The sequence below is a fragment of the Frankia sp. CeTa3Moorea genome (genome assembly GCF_978021225.1).
Genome location: NZ_CDXDOR010000120.1, coordinates 1 through 15997, shown reverse-complemented (window position 1 = coordinate 15997; position 15997 = coordinate 1). Strand labels below are relative to the sequence as shown.

Genomic DNA, 15997 nt, shown 5'->3' with positions numbered 1-15997 from the left:
ATAGGGCGTCCTCGCATCCCGTCATCCCGCATCCTCGTGGTGGCTGGTTGTTCGGAATTGATTGATCGGTCGGCGAAAAACTGTCGGTCAACCGCGGTGGCGCTGACGATGAGATCGTCTACCGATTTGATCGCACCGTACCCGTGCAATGCGGATCCACTACCTCGCGAGAGAGTAAGGAGAACACTGTGCGGATACGCAGGTTCTATGCCGGTGTAGGCGCGATCATCGCCATGATGTGCTTCATGTTCGTCGCGGCCTCCGCGCCGGCTCAGGCCGCGACGAACCCCTACACGCCCCAGGAGGTCTGTGTCCAGCGCTCACACGCACTCAGCAGGGCCACAGTCCATCAGCTGTACAACCGATCGTACAACTGCGTGGTGACCATAAAGACCGCGTCGATCGGGACGGCGACGCGTACCACCGCCGGCCTGCAGATCGAGGGGTCGGACTGGTCATACGACGTCGGGGATTACCAGTACTACGCCGGTCCGGTCAAGCAATACACACAGAACAAGTGTGTCCGTTGCTTCGGCTATCACGACGGCACGAACTACACCAGTCCGTGGGGTAACTGCGGTTGAGCCTGGAAGAAGTCGGAAGAGGACCACCGCGGGGCCCGCGAGGATTTTGCGGGCCCCGCGGGCCGTCGCGTTTATGATCCGGATCGGTATGATGGATCGATGGCAGGACGTTTCGAGTACAAGGTCGTGGAGATCAGAGAAGGTCTGATCGGAGGCAAGATGTCCGGCGACAAGCTGGAGCGGATCCTCAATGAGCACGCCAGGCAGGGGTGGCAGCTGAAGGCCATCACCGCGGCGGAGGTCAAGGGTCGTATCGGCCCCGGCGGGACCGACGGCATCCTCGTGACCTTCGAGCGCAGCGTCGGTTAGTGTCCGTCCCGTCCCGCCGTGGGCCGGATGAACCGGGTGGCCTGGGCGGTTATGCAGGTATGCGCTTCGGAGACGACGACACCATTCGCCGCGTGCTCACCGACACCGAGGTCTGGGCGGTGGTGGGGCTGTCCAACGACACCCGCCGGACCGCCTACAGCATTGCGGACTACCTGCGACGGCACGGCAAGCGTGTCGTACCTGTGCACCCCTCGGCACCTACGGTCGCGGGGGAGCAGGGATACGCGACGTTGAGCGAGATCCCGTTCCCCGTCGACGTCGTCGACCTGTTTGTCCGGTCGGAGTTCGCCGGCCCGGTCGTCGACGAGGCAGTGAAGATCGGCGCGAAGGGTGTCTGGCTCCAGCTCGGCGTGCGGGACGAGGCTGCCGCGGCGCGTGCGGGCGAGGCCGGGCTGGACGTCGTCATGGACACCTGCCCGGCGATCGAGGCACCCCGGTTGGGGCTCGACTGAGCAGTACGAAGCGGCGGGTCGCGAGCGCGGCGGCAGGCGGGAAGAGCACGAGGACGGGGAGCAGGTAGCGATAGTCGAAGCACACCGTCGCGGCCGGGACGATGAGCGTGGCGGCCCCGGCCGCCACGAGGAGGGCCATGTCCGCCCGCAGCCGTCGAGCTTCGGCGGCCCGGTCCCGCAGGCCTCCCCGGCGCCGGGTGCTGTGGTTCCCCGGCGACGCACGGCGGTCCCGGTCCGGGGTTATGATCGCGGCGATGGTGACGATCACCATCGCGGCCAGGGCCGGACCGGGCGTGAAGACGAGACGCTGGTAGCTCCGCAGGAAACCGGCGGACGGCTCGCGGATGACGCGGGTGGGCGCGTCCCCGTGGAAGCCGAGCAGCGGCTCGTTGTTGTGCAGGTAGCGCGGTTCGTCACCGGTCGGGAACCGCCAGGTCGCGTCCGGCCAGTCGCGGTGCCCGACCGGTCGGCCCGGGGCGAAGTAGTGCGCGATCTCCCCGCCGACCATCCGGGCGTAGTCACCGAACTGATACCGGATGACCTGGCGGGTGAAGTCGCGCAGCAGCGCGTCCCGCTTGTCGTCGGGCATGTCGAGCCGCCAGTGCGGGCTGTTGCCGTTCCAGACGTAGTAGCTGGGATCGGGCCGCCCCGTCACCGGATGCGGGGAGCACAGGACGAGCTGGCGCGTGCTCAGGTGCAGGCGATCACATTCGGCGATCGGTGCCACCCGGCCGTACATCCACACCGCGTCCCCACCGGTGAGCGCGTATTTCCCGTGCGCGGTGTGGAACCAGCCCGCGTAGCCGACGAGTGGAACGGCGAGCATCACGGCGAAGGCGGCGGACCGGAGCCATCCGACGCGACGAAGAAGCAGGTAGCCCACGGCGAGCACACCCATGGCGACCCCGATGGTGCGGACCAGGCCCGCCCCGCCCAGTAACAGGCCGGCGAGCCCGCACGCCCACACCGACGGTCGTGTCGACCAGGTCAGGGCGATCATCGCGGCGACCAGCAGGACCGCGAACAGTGTCTCGGCCATCACGTAGTGCTCGAGGACAAGCTGGTAGGCGTCCAGCAGGACCGGCGCGGCGGCGAGGGCCGCTACCGGGGCCGCCACTCGGCGGTGGACCAGCAGGACGTAGATCCCCACCCCGAGCGCCAGGCCCGCGACGTGCTGGACCACTGTCACCCACCACAGGTCGCCGGTGTGCGACAGCAGGCGCAGGAAGGCGGGGTAGCCGGCCGGCCGCATCGGGTCGGGCGCGTGCAGGGTGGAAAGTCGCAGGTAGGCATAGGAGTCGCCGTTGAACTCGAACGCCGGCCGGTAGGCGTGCCCGGTGACCACCCGCAGCGTCATCCCGGCGACCAGGAGAACCGCGAAGGGTAGATGCCGCGTGACCGGCCGGGCGGGTCGGGCCGGCCGGGCGGGTCGGGCCGGCTGGGCGGAGGCCGGACCCGATGCACGGCGCCGCGCGTTCGGGCCATAGAGCGGGCCGGGGTGCTCCCCGGACGGCACCCGGCCCGGGGCGGCGAGGTCATCCGCGGGGTCATCCCCGAGGACAGCGGGATCGCGTAGGGAGACGGGCGCGGCGTCGCCGGGCAGCGCTGGAAAGCGGCGTCTGCCCAGGACGGCCATTCTGCCCAGGACGGCCATGATGAATATCCGCCGTTCTCAGAACCTGACGACCTCGGCCGGGTGTTCCGGCGCCTCGAAGAACGGGCCGAGACCGGGCGTGTCGGCCCGTGGGCCGCTCGCCCCGGCCCGGGTGGAGTCTGTCCCGACCCGGGTGGAGCCTGGGCCGGCACTCGCAACCGCGCCCGCGTCAGGGCCCGTGTCGGCACGGGTACCGCGGGCCGACGCCCGCTGATGCCCCCCGCTGGGCCCGGCGGTCAGCAGCCGCAGGAAGAAGGATCCGAAGGCGGTCTGCGCGCCCAGCACCATCAGCGTCATCGCGAGCAGTGCCGGGCGCATCTCGTTGAGCGGCCCGAGATTGTTGGCCAGCCAGCGGACGAGGACGACCACGTCCACGACGAATCCGACGATGAACAGGCCCGCGCCGAGCGCAAGCCCGCGTTCGAGGGTGAACAGGCGGTGGATGAGCGGCAGTGGCCAGCGGCGGCGCTCCTGCCAGCCGAGGGCGTGGTTGTGGACGTCGGCGCAGACCCCCAGCAGCACCAGTTGCCAGCCGAGCAGCGCCAGCAGCGCGAACAGGATCGAGAAGTGCAGGTCCAGCCGGTGGAAGCCGAGATTGAGCGAGCCGGGCAGCAGCGCCGCCTGGCCCACGATCCCGAGCGCCAGCAGCACCAGGCCGGGCAGCACGAACAGGTGCCTCGGCGCCAGCAGCAGCATGAACCGCAGGTGCCGCCAACCGTCCCGCAGGGAGTGCAGCTTGGAGGCCCCGACCCGCGGATGGTAGGTGATCGGCACCTCCTCGATCCGCAGCTCGGCGCGGCCCGCGGCGATCACCAGTTCGGAGGCGAGCTCCATCCCCTCGCAGCGCAGCTGCATACGCAGGTACGCCTCTCGGCTGAAGGCCCGCATGCCCGAGTGCGCGTCGGAGGAACGGACGTCGAACAGCCGGTTCAGGATGCCGGTGAGTGCGGGGTTGCCGACGTAACGGTGCAGCCAGGGCATCGCTCCCGGCAGGATCTCCCCGGCGAAGCGCGACCCGAGCACGTAGTCGGCCCGCCCGGCGCGCAGCGGAGCGAGCAGGACGCCCAGATCTGAGAAGTCGTAGGAGTCGTCGGCGTCGCCCATCACGATCAGCCGGCCTCGGGCGGCGGCGAACCCGGCCAGGTAGGCGTTGCCGTAGCCGCGCCGGGTCTCGCGGACGACCCGGGCACCCGCGGCGGCGGCGACGTCCGCCGACCGGTCCGTGGACCCGTTGTCGACAACGACGACCTCGCCCGCGGCACCCGCGATGGCCAGTCCCGCAAGGGCCTTGTGTACGCAGATGCCGACCGACTCCTGCTCGTTCAGACACGGCATGACGACCGACACCTCGACCGGCTTTCCGCCGGCACGCGGGCCGGAACCCCCGCCGGTGGGGATGCCCCCGAAGGTATCGGTACCGACACTCGTGGCGCCGTCCATCGTCCGTACCCCCTTGTGGCCGGGCATGTCCGGGTCCGTGGCCGTTCACTGGTGCCTGTCCGTGGCCCTGCCGTGTCGATGCCCGGTCGCCGGGGGCAACGGGCGCCGTTCATGCAGGTGGGCGCATCAGCGGAACCGGCCCACGTCATTGTTGCGGTCAGGGTGGCGGAACCGCTCGGCCACCGCCCCGTAACCTACCGATCCGATGGTCCGGTCCTGTTACCGGCATCTCGCTGTAGGCACCCCGTGGTCCGCCCGGCTGGTTCCCGATGTGCCGTGTTTCGCATCCGCGCTGGTCACAGCCGTTGTCCACGCTGACTTGCGGGCCGGGGTCGCAGACATGTCGGCCCCTTCACCCGCGCCTCGGTGTGACGCTTCTTACGGAGAGGCGTAACGTCTGGTGCTCGTGCAAGCTGTTCGCGTTTCAGACCCGGCATCGGCGTCCCCGGTGCCCTCCGACGACCCGGAGCCCTCCTCGCCCGAGCCGTCCTCCGATCCCCTGCCCGCCGGCGCCTCACGCGCAGCCGCACCCCCGCGACGTGGTTGCCCGCACTCCCCGCCCTGCCCCACGGCGGACAGTGTGGATCGTGACGCCGCCCGGGTGGCCAGCCAGCATTGGGACCAGGGCTGGATCCTGCTGTGTAACGGGGTGATCCTGTTCGAGGACACCGGCGAGATCCTGCCGACAGGTCGCACCGTCGAGCCACGACGGGCGCTGCCCCGGCCCGGGGGCGTGGCATGGCCGCCGGCTCCGAGATGGGCGAGCCAGGCCCCGGTCGCGGTCTGACAGGCGCGCTCTGAACAGGCGCGCTCTGAACAGGCGCGCTCCGACAGCCGCGGCCTGACAGCGAGCTCCTTCCGCTCGCTCCTCCCGCGGGGTTCGGGAGGATGTGAGGTTCATCCCAGTTGATCTGGGTGTCCCCGTTACGGGTACGGTGCCGGCGTGGGGTCAAGGCCGGTGACGAGGCCGGGAACCGGGACCGCTCTCCGCTGGCCCGCGGAGAGCCGGGTCGGTCGGCGCGCCCGGATCCTCATGCGCCGTGACATCGCGCTGGGCCGGACGTTCCTGCACGCCTTCACCAGGGCGGACCGGTCGCTGTTCGCGGCGCTGGCCGGCGGCAGACCGCTGCTCGACCCGGTGCTGCCGCGGCTGTCTCATGCCGCCGATCACGGTCTGCTCTGGTGGGGGGTGGCCGGGACGCTCGGTGCGACGAAGGGACGCCGTCGTCCGGCGGCCGCCCGTGGTCTGCTCGCCCTGGGAGTCGCGAGCGTCCTCGCCAACGGGCCGATGAAGGTGGTGTTCCGCCGGGACCGCCCACCGACTCACACGATTCCCCCGCTGCGGCGGCTTCGCGAGGATCTCACGACGTTCTCGTTCCCCTCCGGGCACGCGGCGTCGGCGGCCGCCTTCGCTACCGGAGTCGCGTTGGACGCGCCCGGCGCGGCAGTGCCGGTGGCCGCGCTCGCCGCCACGGTGGCGTTCTCCCGGGTGTACGTCGGGGTGCACTATCCCGGGGACGTGGCCGCCGGCGTGCTGCTGGGGATCGGGGCGGGCCTGCTGACGACGAAGGTGATGCCGCGTCGGCCGTGGGCCCCTGCCCGGGCCAGCCCCGCGTCGGCGTGGGCGCCCGCCCTGCCCGACGGCGACGGCCTCACCGTGGTGGTGAACGCCCGTTCCGGTCCGGGTAACCACACGGACCTGCTCGCCGTGCTGCGGGCCGACCTGCCCAGGGCCCGGGTCGTCGAGGTCGACGCGGGCGGCGACGTAAGAACCGCGCTGGTGTCCGCGGCGGCGCGGTCCCGTGTGCTGGGCGTCGCCGGCGGCGACGGCACCATCAACGCGGCCGCCCAGACCGCGCTGGCGCACGGCGTGCCGCTGGCGGTCTTCCCCGCGGGCACGCTCAACCACTTCGCCGCGGACGTCGGACTCGCCGGGGCGGGTGACTCGGTGCAGGCGATACGGGAGGGTTCGGCGGTCGCCGTCGGCATCGGCCGGGCCGAGGGCATCAGCGCGACGTTCAGTCGGTTCTCCCGTATCTTCGTGAACACCGCGAGCCTCGGCGGTTACCCGGACATGGTCGCCATCCGTGCACGGTTCGAGCGCCACATCGGCAAGTGGCCGGCGATGCTCATCGCGCTGAGCTGGGTGCTGCGCCACGAAGCGCCGTTCGAGGTCGAGATCGACTCCGAGTACCGCCGGGTCTGGCTGATCTTCGTCGGCAACGGGATCTACCAGCCCGGCGGGTTCGCCCCCAGCTACCGCACCCGCCTTGACGAAGGGCTGCTGGACCTGCGGGTGGTCGACGCCGCGGCGCCGCTTGCCCGGCTCCGGCTGGTGGGGGCGGTGCTGACCGGCCGTCTCGGGCGCAGCCGGGTGTACGAACAACACACGGTCGAACGGGTCACGATCTCATCCCGTCAGCCCGGCCCGCTGCCGTTCGCCTGTGACGGCGAGGTCACGGAGGGGGTGGAACGCATCGTCATCACTCCGGGCGGAGCCCGACTGATCGTCTACCGGCCGTGGCGGCCCGACGCATCCGGCTGAGCCGGGCCGGTGGACCGACAGCCGGGCGGACCGACAGCCGGGCGGACCGCGGCGGCGTCAGCGACCGCGGCGGTGCTGCAACGGGATGAGCGTGTGCAGCGGGCTGGTCAGCCGGGTGAACTGGTCGGCGTCGAGGAGATCCTCGACGAGCAGCGCGCAGGCCAGGTCGGCGCACAGCTCCATGACCCGCCGGTCCTCGCTCGAATCGGTGCCCCGATGGCCGCGGCAGTACGGGCACAACCGCCAGAAGCCCTCGGCGGCGCTGCGCCGGACCAGGGTCCACACCCGGCGACGCCCGGTCACCACGGCGCTCGCGAAGGCGGCGTCCATCGCCATCTGGTGCGCGGAGTCGTCGCGGGTGAGCGCGGACACCAGCAGGCCGTCGAAGACCTCGAGGCTGTCTGGATCGTGGCAGCGCCCGGCGAGGACCGGGAGTGCCGCGAGAACCCGCTTCACGTCCGCCGCGGCCGGGCCGAGGTCGGGTTCGTGTGCGCGCGCGCGGGGGTAGACCGTGCGCCACGGACGCATCAGCGCCGCATACTCCGCGCGGCCGAGGATGGGCCGGGCGTAGGAGGCGGCGACCGCGTCGCGCATCGCGCGCAGAGCCGTGGCGGCGATCGTCGGTTCGACGGTGACGTACTCCGCGCCGGTGAGGTCGTCGGCGTAGATCGCGCTCAACGCGTCGAAGGCGGCCAGCACCTCGACGATCAATGGCGAGTCGGGGGAGAGCGCCTTGTCCCGGGCGGCGGCGAGGTACCCCGAGTTGCGCCAGGCGCCGGCGAGCGAGACGAGCTCCGTGTCGGTGGTGTGGACGAGTTGGGCGAGGATGCCGAGAATGCCGCGGAGGTTGGGATGTTCCTCCAGCCGCTCGATGCGACGGGCCCGCAGGATCATGCCGCCGTCCCGCCCGCGCGGCTCGCGCCGCCGCACTGGGACCGCCGTGGGTTCACCGCGCTCCCGCCCGTCCGCGGTACAGGTGATGCCGCCGCGGGTGCGGTGGTCGTCGCGACACCGTTCACCTCGTCCTCCTCGACCGTCGCAGCATGCGCCGCGCGGGCCTCGTCACGACCCGCAGCCGCGCGCCGGCCGGTCGGCTGGTCGTCGGCTGGCCGGCCGGCTCCTGATTGACCTGACAATTGAACTGACAGCGACCTGACAGATGCCTGACCGTACCGGACCGCGAAGTGGCCGTGCGGTGATCGGCAGGCGGGTTTTCGTTACTCTCCGACACCGACGGGGGTCGGGAGTACGTGCCGGAGGCTTCGCCGCCGGCGGTTTCGCGGCTGGTAACGCCGCGTGACCAACCTTTGGACATCACCCTCGAGAGACTAGTGTCCGCGGCGGCGATGCGGAACTCAACGCGTCATCGAGTGGAACATGGGGTACCGCGAAAGCCCCGGGGCGTAGCCGAATCGGGGACGGCGGTGGACCCCGATGAAGCCGGGCGCGGTGGGGTTCATCACGGACAGTGCTGATGCGCTGGGTAACTCCTCCGGGGGGTCCGGACCGGGCGCGCCGGAACCAGGTGCGCCCGGATGCAGAAGGTCAACGCGGTGGGCCCGGAGAATGAAACCCGAGGTCGCGGGGCCGAGATCGGGCGCCAGGGGGATCCGGCGCGCGGCCCGGCGCCCAGTCGGGGTGGCCCGGAGGTACCGATCCGAATGCGGTGGGCCGGATGGGCCGGCCGGGCCGGCCTGGAGGTGATGGTCCGAACGCGGTGGGCTCCATCGCGCGGGCCCCACCTTCCGGGCCCCACCTTCCGGGCCCGCTACCCGGGGCTCCGCGCCGGGTGGGCCCCGCGGGGGTCCGGTCCGGCACCGTGACCTCGGGCTCCCCGGCACCGGGGAGCCCGCAGGTGGCTCCGTCGGCGCCGGGGAGGCCCCGAATGGCCCGGATGCCCGGGCAATCCGGGTAATCCCGGGGCCGGGGCGCTCCGGGGCCTGGGTGGGTCGGTCAGCCCGAGATCGGCCGCTCGTCCTGCTCGGTGCTGGCCACGATCCTGGTGCCGGCCACGATCGCCTCGGGCCCGTTCAGGCCGGCCTCGCCGGCGCGCAGCCCGAATCGCCTGATCGCGTCCCCGACCGTGGTGGCCTTGACCTCACCGGCCCGGACGAGGGCTTCCAGGGTCGCGACGACGATCGACTCGGCGTCGACCTTGAAGTGCCGGCGCAGGGCGGCCCGGGTGTCGGAGCGGCCGTACCCGTCAGTGCCCAGCGAGGTGAACGGCTGCGGAACCCACCGGGAGATCTGGTCGGGCACCGCGCGCATCCAGTCGGAGACCGCCACGACCGGGCCGGCGGCCCCTTCGAGAGCGCGGGTCACGTACGGCACGGCATCGTCGGCCTCGGGGTTGAGCAGGTTGGCACGGTCGCAGTCGAGCGCCTCCCGCCGAAGCTCGTTCCACGAGGTCACCGACCACAGGTCGGCGGCGACCCCGAAGTCGGCGGCAAGGATCTCCTGCGCCGCCAGCGCCCAGTGGATGGAAGTCCCGCTGGCCAGCAGTTGGGCCCGCGGCGGGGAGTCCACGCCGGCCCCCGCCGCCGGAAGCCCGCCGACCAGGTCCTCGGCCGAGCGGAACCGGTACATTCCGGAGATGATCTGCGCCGGGTCGAGACCCGCGGGCTCGGCCGGCTGCGGCACCGGCTCGTTGTAGACGGTGAGGTAGTAGAAGACGTTGTCGTCCCGCTCGCCGTACATTCGGTCGAGCGCGTCCCGGACGATGTGCGTCACCTCGAAGGCGAAGGCGGGGTCGTAGGCCACGCAGGCCGGGTTAGTCGAGGCCAGGAGCAGGGAGTGGCCGTCCTGGTGCTGCAGGCCCTCGCCGTTGAGGGTGGTCCGACCGGCGGTCGCCCCGAGCAGGAACCCACGGCCGAGCTGGTCGCCGAGCGCCCACATCTGGTCGCCGGTGCGCTGGAAGCCGAACATCGAGTAAAAGACGTAGACCGGGATCATGTACTGCGCGTGGGTGGCGTACGCTGTGCCGGCGGCGATCACCGAGCCCATCGACCCGGCCTCGCTGATGCCTTCGTGCAGTATCTGACCGGTCTCGGACTCCTGGTAGGACAGCAGCAGTTCGCGGTCGACGGCCTCGTAGCGCTGCCCGTGCGGCGAGTAGATCTTCGCCGTCGGAAACATCGCGTCCATGCCGAAGGTGCGGGCCTCGTCGGGGATGACCGGCACGAAACGCGCGCCCATCTCCTTGGTCTTCATGAGGTCCTTCAGCAGCCGGACGAAGGCCATCGTCGTGGCGACGGGCTGTTTGCCGGAGCCCTTCCGGAGCTCGTCGAAGATCTTCGCTGGCGGCTGGGGGAGCGGCTTGGCCCGCACGACCCGCCGCGGGATCGACCCGCCGAGTGCGGCCCGGCGTTCCCGCATGTACGCGATTTCCTCGGAGTCCGGCCCGGGGTGGCAGTAGGGCGGCAGGTCACCTGACAGCGCCGAGTCCGGGATCGCCAGATAGAGCCGGTCGCGGAACTCCTTGAGCTCGCTCTTGGTCAGCTTCTTCATCTGGTGGGTGGCGTTGCGGGCCTCGAAGTCCTTGCCCAGGGTCCAGCCCTTGATGGTGTGCGCGAGGATGACCGTGGGCTGGCCCGCGTGCTCGGTCGCCGCCTTGTAGGCCGCGTAGAGCTTGCGGTAGTCGTGGCCACCGCGGGAGAGCTTGCGCAGATCGTCGTCGGAGAGGTCCGCGACCATCCGGCGCAGCCGGGCGTCCGAGCCGAAGAAGTGCTCCCGGATGTATTCGCCCGACGACGTCGAGTAGGTCTGGAACTGCCCGTCCGGCGTGGTGTTCATGCGGTTTACCAGCACGCCGTCGGTGTCCTTGGCCAGCAGCGGGTCCCAGTCGCGGCCCCAGACCACCTTGATGACGTTCCAGCCGGCGCCCCGGAACAGCGACTCCAGCTCCTGCATGATCTTTCCGTTGCCGCGGACCGGGCCGTCGAGGCGCTGCAGGTTGCAGTTGACCACGAAGATGAGGTTGTCGAGCTCCTCGCGGGCGGCCACGCCCAGCGCGCCGATCGACTCCGGCTCGTCCATCTCGCCGTCGCCGAGGAACGCCCACACCCGGCTGTTCGAGGTGTCCTTGATCTGGCGGTTGAGCAGGTAGCGGTTGAACCGGGCCTGATAGATGGCGTTGATCGGCCCGATCCCCATCGAAACCGTGGGAAACTCCCAGAAATCAGGCATAAGCCGCGGGTGGGGGTAGGACGACAGGCCGCCCGACTCGCCCTCGCGCCGGAAGGCGTCGAGCTGCTTCTCCGTCAGCCGGCCTTCCAGGAAGGCGCGGGCGTAGATGCCCGGGGACGCGTGACCCTGAATAAAGATCTGGTCACCCGAGGCGCTTCCCGGCGAGGAACTGAGATGGTCCTTGCCGCGGAAGAAATGGTTGAAGCCTACCTCGTAGAGGCTCGCGCTCGAGGCGTAGGTCGCGATGTGACCGCCGACATTGAACTCGGGGCGGTTGGCGCGGCTCACCATGATGGCCGCGTTCCACCGGATGTAGGCCCGGATGCGGCGTTCGATGTGCTCGTCGCCGGGGAACCAGGGCTCCTGCTCCGGGCTGATGGTGTTGATGTAGTCGGTGCTGGTGAGACCGGGAACACCGACCGCCTTCTCCCGGGCCCGTTCGAGGAGCTTCAGCATGATGAAGCGGGCCCGGCCGCGGCCGGACTCCTCGATGACGGCGTCGAGCGACTCCAGCCACTCGCTGGTTTCGGAGGGATCGATGTCCGGCAGCTGACTCGGTAGCCCGTCGGTGATGACCGAGAACTTCCGGGTTGTGTCCTGCGCCACGCCTTCTCCTGCTCCTCGAGCTTCCCGGGGCCGTCGCGATCATGCGAAAAGGTCCTGATCGTACGATCGTCGGCCCAGTTGTCACTTTTGCAACGTACCGGAGTGGAAACATGCATGATCAATGCGCCGCCGCATCCCGGCCGCTCGCTCATCCCATACGATGCCTGCGCTCTGGGTGATCGGCCGACCCTCGACGGCCGAGGGGGGAGGTCACCCGGAGAGCGGGTATGTCATGGACCATCGTGCTCCATCGTGCTCCATCGCGGTGGCCTCGTCACGTACGTCTTGGTTACTTCCGGGTCGAGACCTGGGCGATGTGCGTTGCGTTGTTGGCATGTCGTCCGTAGTGCGGCCGATGCCGGGCCCTGCGGTGGTGGACAATCACCCTGATGGCGACCCGGATGAAGACGACGACGCTGTCCGTGCGCACCGGCCGGCGAGAAAGTGTGGTGGATCTCACACCTGATGCGCGGCGGTTCCTTGCCGGTTCCAGCGACGGGTTGCTGTCGGTCTTCGTGCCGCATGCCACGGCCGGCGTGGCCATCCTCGAGTTGGGTTCCGGTAGTGATATCGACCTGCTCGCGGCGCTCGCGGATCTGCTCCCCGCCGACGGCAGATGGCGCCACGCGCATGGAACGTTCGGTCACGGCCGCTCGCATGTGATGCCGGCCATCATCCCGCCCTCGTTGACGGTGCCGGTGATCGACGGCCGCCTCGCGCTCGGGGTCTGGCAGTCCATTGCGCTGGTGGACCTCAACGTGGACAACCCCGATCGAACGGTCCGGCTGTCGTTCCTGGCGGGATGATTCCGCTCTCTCCGGGGTACTGGCGGGGAGTCACACCAGGCTGACCACGCCGTCGCTTGTCCACAACCGACGGCGTGGCACTTGCGCAGTCACCGGAAGGTCCGGTGGACTAGGTCGAGGCGCACCAGCCGATGAGGATCATCGTTGGATGCGTCCACCGAGACGGGACGCCCTCGCGGTTACGCGGAGCGTCAACATACGAGCAGGAGGTAGTGGAGGGTGAGTCCGACCGCGGCGAACGCCGAGGGTCAGCGCCGAGCGGAGCGGCTGGGAGTCTCCGCCGGGACCCAGGTGCAGTCGCTCAACGAGGACGACGACATCGCCCAGGACCTGCTGGACGCCATCACGAGCGCCAGCGGGACCGAGCTTGTCCCCGAGGACTCCGACGACGTCGTCGACATCGTCCTGCTGTGGTGGCGGGAGGATGACGGGGACCTGGCGAACGCCCTCATCGACGCACGGCGGCAGCTGTCCGACGACGGCGTGATCTGGCTGCTGACGCCCAAGGCCGGGCGTGCCGGCCATGTCGAGCCGAGTGACGTGCTGGACGCGGTGCCCACCGCGGGTCTCGTCCAGACCAGCACGTTGAGCGTCGCCCAGGAGTGGTCCGGCCAGCGGCTGGCGGCGCCGAAGTCGCAGCGGGTGCGCCACCGCTGACCTAAGGTGCCCGGTCCGGCCGGCCCGGCCGGGCATGGGTCGGTCCGGCCCGGCCGGGCATGGGTCGGTCCGGTCCGGTTCCCTCGGTTTCGGGGCCCGGGTCGAGGCGGGCGTGCACCGCCGTGCTCGCGTGCCTCGGGGACGGATGCGGGGTGTATGGGCGCCTCCGGCTGCCGCGGGCGGCGCTCGGGGTGGGCCGGGCGGCGGGCGGTCACTGGTAGAGCGGTTACCGGTAGAGCGGCACCTGCTGGCCCTCGACCGCCCCGGGGTAGCGGTCCCAGATGCGGTTGATTCCGAATTGCAGGACCAACGCGCCGCCGCCGATGAGGAAGAGAGCGAAGGCCAGGACCGGATTCGTCTCGGCTACCCCGGCCGCACGCTGGGCGCTACGGACGCGGGTGCCGAGCCGCCAGGCCGCGACGAACGGCGGGAAGATGATCATCCAGCCGATCAGGAAGGCCAGCAGCGACAGCGTCGGGTTCACCTCGATGCGCCGGTCATACTCGGCGAGCTCTTTGCTCGTCCGGTAGATCCAGACGAACGGGTAGACACCCAGGGTGATCAGAGGAAGACCCAGCCACACCGCGAAGGGGTTGCGCCTCCTCCCGAGTAGGCCGGACCCCTGGAACGTGTCGGGGGAGCCAGGTGGTCCGGCCAGGCCCGGTGTCCCATAGTCGGGGGTGGCGGGGTAGCCTTGCTGCGGTTCGTGGCCGGTCAGAGACTCACGAAACGCATAGATCGGAAATCCGCCGGTGGATGTGCCCGGTCCGTCGATCGGGTGAGGTTCCTGGGCGGGGTATCCGTGCGGGGTGGAACTCTGATTGGTCAAAGTGGCCCTGTCCTCATCGGTGTCCATACCAGTGGCGGTCGCGGGGCACGGCACCATGCCCCCACGCATCTCCGGCCGGTGCGGCTCCCGCGTCGATCGGCCAGACTAGGGCACTCTGGCCTCGAAAACCCGCACACCCGCCGCATCGGGGTCACCGGACCGGGAAGGACACCTTCCATCCCGGTCTGATCGCCGTGATCTGATTGCCGAGCACGCGGGTGAACATCCAGGTCGGGTGCGGTTCCAGGCGATATGGCGGAGATCCGGAAGGTCGTGTAGGGCACGCCGCGGATGGGCGGCCAGCTTCGAGGTAGCCGGCAATGGCATGCTGGATCGGGACATCCGTGCCGATCGGTGAGTACCCTCGCCGGATCTGGCGCGGGGCCCGTCGCCGTAGTGATCATCCGTTGTGGTCACCGGTCCCTGATCAGTTCCCCACCGTTGTGGAGAGGAAAGAGCCCATGGCCGTCGAGGTTGGCTCCGTCGCCCCGGACTTCTCACTGAAGGACCAGAACAACGAGGTTGTCACGCTGTCCGAGTTCCAGGGTAAGCGCAACGTGGTCCTGCTGTTCTACCCGTTGACCTTCACCGGCGTCTGCCAGGGCGAGCTGTGCTCCGTGCGGGACGATCTCGCTTCGTTCCAGAACGACGACGTCCAGGTGCTGGCCGTGTCGGTCGACTCGCCGTTCGCCCACAAGGTCTGGGCCGACCAGCAGGGCTACGAGTTCCCGCTGCTCGCCGACTTCTGGCCGCACGGCGCCGTCGCGAGCGCGTACGGCGTCTTCAACGCGGAGCGGGGCATCTCCCTGCGGGGCACCTTCGTCATCGACAAGGAGGGTGTCGTCCGCTGGAAGGTCGTCAACAACATCCCCGACGCGCGGGACCAGGCCGAGTACCTCAAGGCGCTCGCCATCCTCTAAGATCGTCCTTGCGGGAGCCGGCCTGCGTCTGGGGAGTCGTGGAGGGCCGGCTCCCGCCGGGGCTCGCCGCTGCGTAGTCTTAGTTGACCTCGTCATCTCCCGGGCGCGTAGCTCAGCGGGAGAGCGCTCGCCTTACAAGCGAGTGGTCGCAGGTTCGATCCCTGCCGCGCCCACGGGCTGGTTCCGCTTGCTTGCCGATCTTCGATTGGCTTCGCCGCCAGCCGCGATGTCTGCTGGGGGGCCGAGCCCCCCATGGCGGCAATCGGGGCGCTCGAAAGCCGTGAATCGCCGCGGGTGTAGCAACGCGCCCGGGGCCACCGTGGGGGAGTGGTCCGGTCAGGCGCCGCTCAGGTGGTCGTCGAGACGGGTGAGCGCGGCGCGCTTGTCCGCCACCTCGCCGCGAACGGGCGGTATGAGATCAGCGTGAGCGGACGGCCGTAGCTGGTCGCGTAGACACCGATCCGCACCGCGAAACCGTTGCAGTCCTTGCAGAGCTGGAGCCAGACCGTCACCGGTCGAGGCCGTCGATGGCGTGTGCGCGGATCGCGGCGAGGATCTGATCCCAGATCGTGGCGGGCAGGCGGATGTCCCGGAGGCCCAGCTAGCCGTAGCGCAGGTCAACGTGGCCGTCCACGTGGCGGACCAGGCCGCTGGCGACCGCCCACTCCGTCCACTCGGCGGTCAGCGTGGTGAACGTGGCCCCGCGGGCCTCCTGGAGGAGGCCGGACCAGATGACGCCGGGCATCCGGAGCTCGTGGACCTCGCCGGCATACCGGTACTGGATGACGACTTCCGCGCCGTCGCGGGCGAACTGGGCCGCGGGGGCGCAGGCCGCCCGGCGCCAGTCCAACGGTGTGCCCACCGGGGTGCCGGGGTCGGTTCACCCCATGCGTCTGTCTCCTCGCGTGTGATGGAGCCTCCCCACCCGCGAGCCGGCACCCCGGGGACGAGCCGGGGCGGAGGGACTTCGCGGGCGGGGAGGCTCCATC

At 70.3% G+C, this 15997-nt stretch carries 15 protein-coding genes and 1 tRNA gene; 9 read left to right on the top strand and 7 right to left on the bottom strand.

Features of this window, described 5'->3' with window-relative positions:
* Positions 1-188: 188 nt before the first annotated feature.
* The 3 genes from AC08OV_RS18410 to AC08OV_RS18400 all read left to right on the top strand — a co-directional run bounded on the left by AC08OV_RS18410 (position 189) and on the right by AC08OV_RS18400 (position 1366).
* Positions 189-584: a serine/threonine protein kinase gene (locus AC08OV_RS18410; protein WP_476614064.1), complete on the top strand. Its 396-nt coding sequence runs from the start codon at positions 189-191 to the stop codon at positions 582-584.
* 99 nt (positions 585-683) lie between these two features.
* Complete coding sequence (locus AC08OV_RS18405) at positions 684-893, top strand: DUF4177 domain-containing protein (RefSeq protein WP_476614065.1); 210 nt, start codon at positions 684-686, stop codon at positions 891-893.
* A 59-nt stretch (positions 894-952) separates the two neighbouring features.
* Positions 953-1366, top strand: coding sequence for a CoA-binding protein (locus AC08OV_RS18400; RefSeq protein WP_476614066.1), 414 nt, complete (start codon positions 953-955; stop codon positions 1364-1366).
* Here the strand turns inward: AC08OV_RS18400 and AC08OV_RS18395 are convergent.
* Positions 1317-3020 (bottom strand): hypothetical protein, encoded by a 1704-nt coding sequence (locus AC08OV_RS18395; RefSeq protein WP_476614067.1) that lies wholly within the window; start codon positions 3018-3020, stop codon positions 1317-1319. The two genes, AC08OV_RS18400 and AC08OV_RS18395, sit on opposite strands and share 50 nt — an antisense overlap.
* 18 nt (positions 3021-3038) lie before the next feature.
* On the bottom strand, positions 3039-4460 hold the full coding sequence (locus AC08OV_RS18390; protein WP_476614068.1) for a glycosyltransferase family 2 protein: 1422 nt from the start codon (positions 4458-4460) through the stop codon (positions 3039-3041).
* A gap of 400 nt (positions 4461-4860) precedes the next feature.
* On the opposite strand from AC08OV_RS18390, the gene AC08OV_RS18385 reads away from it, so the two are divergent.
* A complete protein-coding gene (locus tag AC08OV_RS18385) occupies positions 4861-5247 on the top strand; it encodes a DUF5999 family protein (protein ID WP_476620008.1) in 387 nt (128 codons plus the stop codon).
* A gap of 171 nt (positions 5248-5418) precedes the next feature.
* A complete protein-coding gene (locus AC08OV_RS18380) occupies positions 5419-7005 on the top strand; it encodes a phosphatase PAP2 family protein (protein WP_476614070.1) in 1587 nt (528 codons plus the stop codon).
* 57 nt (positions 7006-7062) lie between these two features.
* Here AC08OV_RS18380 and AC08OV_RS18375 read toward each other — a convergent pair whose 3' ends face one another.
* Complete coding sequence (locus AC08OV_RS18375) at positions 7063-7899, bottom strand: hypothetical protein (RefSeq protein WP_476600308.1); 837 nt, start codon at positions 7897-7899, stop codon at positions 7063-7065.
* A gap of 1059 nt (positions 7900-8958) precedes the next feature.
* The gene (gene aceE / locus AC08OV_RS18370; RefSeq protein WP_476620007.1) at positions 8959-11796 is read right to left on the bottom strand and encodes a pyruvate dehydrogenase (acetyl-transferring), homodimeric type; all 2838 of its coding nucleotides are present in this window, start codon (positions 11794-11796) and stop codon (positions 8959-8961) included.
* Between the two features lie 401 nt (positions 11797-12197).
* On the opposite strand from aceE, the gene AC08OV_RS18365 reads away from it, so the two are divergent.
* Both AC08OV_RS18365 and AC08OV_RS18360 read left to right on the top strand, forming a co-directional pair.
* Positions 12198-12602 (top strand): secondary thiamine-phosphate synthase enzyme YjbQ, encoded by a 405-nt coding sequence (locus AC08OV_RS18365; protein WP_476614072.1) that lies wholly within the window; start codon positions 12198-12200, stop codon positions 12600-12602.
* Between the two features lie 219 nt (positions 12603-12821).
* Positions 12822-13259 carry a DUF3052 domain-containing protein gene (locus AC08OV_RS18360; RefSeq protein WP_476614073.1) on the top strand — a complete coding sequence of 146 codons (438 nt, stop codon included), beginning with the start codon at positions 12822-12824 and terminating at the stop codon, positions 13257-13259.
* Positions 13260-13485: 226 nt separating this feature from the next.
* Here AC08OV_RS18360 and AC08OV_RS18355 read toward each other — a convergent pair whose 3' ends face one another.
* A complete protein-coding gene (locus AC08OV_RS18355) occupies positions 13486-14088 on the bottom strand; it encodes a DUF4234 domain-containing protein (protein WP_476620006.1) in 603 nt (200 codons plus the stop codon).
* A 461-nt stretch (positions 14089-14549) separates the two neighbouring features.
* On the opposite strand from AC08OV_RS18355, the gene AC08OV_RS18350 reads away from it, so the two are divergent.
* Both AC08OV_RS18350 and AC08OV_RS18345 read left to right on the top strand, forming a co-directional pair.
* Positions 14550-15008, top strand: coding sequence for a peroxiredoxin (locus AC08OV_RS18350; RefSeq protein ID WP_011437438.1), 459 nt, complete (start codon positions 14550-14552; stop codon positions 15006-15008).
* A gap of 101 nt (positions 15009-15109) precedes the next feature.
* Positions 15110-15181, top strand: a tRNA-Val gene (locus AC08OV_RS18345).
* 174 nt (positions 15182-15355) lie between these two features.
* Here AC08OV_RS18345 and AC08OV_RS18340 read toward each other — a convergent pair.
* Both AC08OV_RS18340 and AC08OV_RS18335 read right to left on the bottom strand, forming a co-directional pair.
* Positions 15356-15520 carry a hypothetical protein gene (locus AC08OV_RS18340; protein ID WP_476592135.1) on the bottom strand — a complete coding sequence of 55 codons (165 nt, stop codon included), beginning with the start codon at positions 15518-15520 and terminating at the stop codon, positions 15356-15358.
* 89 nt (positions 15521-15609) lie between these two features.
* Positions 15610-15870, bottom strand: coding sequence for a hypothetical protein (locus AC08OV_RS18335; protein WP_476620005.1), 261 nt, complete (start codon positions 15868-15870; stop codon positions 15610-15612).
* Positions 15871-15997 lie beyond the last annotated feature (127 nt).